Origin of the sequence: Cellulomonas algicola, from assembly GCF_003851725.1 — a bacterium.
GTDB lineage: Bacteria > Actinomycetota > Actinomycetes > Actinomycetales > Cellulomonadaceae > Cellulomonas > Cellulomonas algicola.
In genome coordinates this window covers 1-2,514 of the sequence record NZ_BHYL01000325.1, presented here as the reverse complement: position 1 = coordinate 2,514, position 2,514 = coordinate 1, and the positions used below count along the sequence as shown (strand labels likewise).

The window sequence follows — 2,514 nt, the reverse complement described above, 5'->3', positions numbered from 1 at the left end:
CCGCCGAGCACGACGGCGACACCGCCGGCCCGCCCGCGCTGCGGGCGCTCGCGCTGGACCCCCGACGCGACGGCACGGTCGCGCGGTCGGTGCGGCGCCTCGGCGCGTGCGCCGCAGCCGTGCGCGACCAGCTCTCGACAGACACGTTCGGCCCGATCGCGCGCATCGAGCGGGCGCTGCGCGACGAGCGCGCCCGCAGCCGCACCCCGCGGTCGGCGTCGTCGGCGGCCGACCTGCGCGCCGTCACCGCCGGGCTGCGGCCCGCGCTCGACGGCGTCCTCGAGGGGCTGCTGGCCGTCGCGGGCATCGCCGCCGAGGGGCTCGTCCGTGACGTCGGGTGGCGGCTCCTCGACGCGGGCCGTCGCATCGAGCGCGCGCAGCACCTCGTCGAGACGCTGCAGGCCACGCTCGTCGACCAGCGCCCGGTGACCGTCGACCGCCTGGTCCTGGAGTCGGTCCTCACGACGCACGAGTCCGTCATCACCGCGCGTCGCCGGTACCAGGGTGGCGCGCGCGTGCCGCAGGTGCTGGACCTCCTGGTGGTCGACCGCACGAACCCGCGGTCGCTGGCCTACCAGCTCGACCGCCTCCAGGAGGACCTCGCGGCCGTGCCCGTCGCGGGCGCGTCGACCGACCAGCGCGACCACCTGCTCGGTGACGTCGTGGCGCTCGTCGAGGAGCTGAACCCCGCCGCGGCCTCGGTCGTCGGCACGGACGGCCGGCGGACGCGGCTCGCCGAGACGCTCGAGTCGATGCGCTGGCGGCTGCGCTCCGCCGCCGACGAGATCGAGAAGGTGCACTTCGTCCGCCCCGCGCCCGGCCAGGCGCTCGAGGACCTCTGGGACGCGCCCGCATGAGCCGCACCTACGACCTCGTGCACCGCACGACGTACACCTACGCGCAGCCCGTCACCGACTCCTACGGCCGCACGACGCTCACGCCCCGCGACGTGCCCGGCCAGGCGTGCCTCGCGACGACGCTCGACATCGACCCGGCGCCCGCCGACACCGCCGCGCACGTCGACTACTTCGGCAACCGCACGACGTACTTCGGCGTCACCGAGCCGCACACGCGCCTCGTCGTGACGTCCCGGTCGACGATCGAGGTCTCCCGCGCGGCCGAGCCGGAGCCCGACCGGCTGCCCACGATGCCGTGGGAGGAGGTCGCCGAGTCCGTCCGCGACGGCGTCGCGACCGTCGACGAGCACGCGCTGGTCCGGCTGCGCGAGGCCCTGCTCCCGTCACCGCACGTCAGTCGCACGCCCGCGGTCCGGGACTTCGCGGCGCCCACCCTGACCCCGGGCCGCCCGATCGGCGAGGTGCTCGTCGACCTCGCGCACCGCATCCGCACCGAGCTCGCGTACCGCTCGGGGTCGACGACCGTCCACACCACGCAGGACCAGCTCCTCGCGCAGCGTGCCGGGGTCTGCCAGGACTTCGCGCACCTCATGATCGCGGCGCTGCGGCTGCACGGCCTGCCCGCCCGCTACTCGTCCGGCTACATCGAGACCCGCCCGCCCGCGGGCCGCGAGAAGCTGCGCGGCGCCGACGCGTCGCACGCGTGGGTGTCGGCGTGGGCGCCGGGGGCGGGGTGGGTCGAGATCGACCCGACCAACGACCAGCTCGTCGACGACCGGTACGTGCTGCTCGGCTGGGGCCGCGACTACCACGACGTCCCGCCGCTGCGCGGCGTCATCTTCACCGAGGGTCGCGGCGCGCACCCGTCGGTCCAGGTCGACCTGGTCCCGTCGGGCAGCGACCCGTTCCTCTGACGTCGCGCGGGCTGCAGGCCGACGGACCAGCGGACGGGCGGCCGTGCAGACGGGCGCACCGGCGGACGGACGCACCGGCGGACGACCGCACGGCAGACCGGCGTACACCGGCGGACCGGCGGACGGGCGGACGGGCGCAGCGGCGGACGGGCAGACGGCCGATCCCGTCGTCAGCGCAGGTCGCGCGCCCGGTCGGTGAGCTCGTCGGGCGTCACGACGAACCCGCCGCTGTCCACGACGGTCCCGCCCGCGACCCGCCACAGCGTCGCGGCGACCCGCGCGACGGACGGGGTCACGCGCGACCGCGCGATGAGGTGCAGCTGCGACGGCTGCTCCTGGAGCAGCTCGGTCGAGTCCGGCGGCTGCCACGCGACGTGGTAGGCCCACGTCCCGTACTGCCGCTGGTCGACGGTGGAGAGCACGAGCGGGACCTCGCGCGCGCGGGCGGCGCGGATCGTCACGACGCCGTCGTACTCGAACGCGGCGGCGACCGAGAACGGCTGCGCGGTCGGGTCGGACGGTGCGGGCTGCGGCGCGTCCGCGGGCCCGATCCGGGCGCCGGCGAGCGCGGGCCGGACGAGCGGGACGACGTCCTGCGGGGCGAGCGGGAGCGACGACCAGAGGGTGAGGTCGACGGCCGCGGCGGGGTCGGGGGCGACGACGCGCGACCCGTCGGCGGGCAGGACCGCCCCGCGCACGCGCCGCGCGGCGGCGACGGTCCATCCCTCCGCGAGGTCGTGCCG

The 2,514-nt window shown here is 76.9% G+C and carries 2 protein-coding genes and 1 pseudogene; 2 read left to right on the top strand and 1 reads right to left on the bottom strand.

All coding sequences use genetic code 11. The features are described from left to right. Together CTKZ_RS17880 and CTKZ_RS17875 are read left to right on the top strand one after the other, a co-directional pair. Nucleotides 1-857: alpha-E domain-containing protein (locus tag CTKZ_RS17880; RefSeq protein WP_148090516.1), on the top strand; the 857-nt coding region annotated here is incomplete at its 5' end. Next, nucleotides 854-1,771 (top strand): transglutaminase family protein, encoded by a 918-nt coding sequence (locus CTKZ_RS17875; protein WP_124344200.1) that lies wholly within the window; start codon nt 854-856, stop codon nt 1,769-1,771. The genes CTKZ_RS17880 and CTKZ_RS17875, both read left to right, overlap by 4 nt. A 170-nt stretch (nt 1,772-1,941) precedes the next feature. Here CTKZ_RS17875 and CTKZ_RS21720 read toward each other — a convergent pair. Beyond that, nucleotides 1,942-2,514: pseudogene (locus CTKZ_RS21720) on the bottom strand (hypothetical protein); the annotation flags it as partial.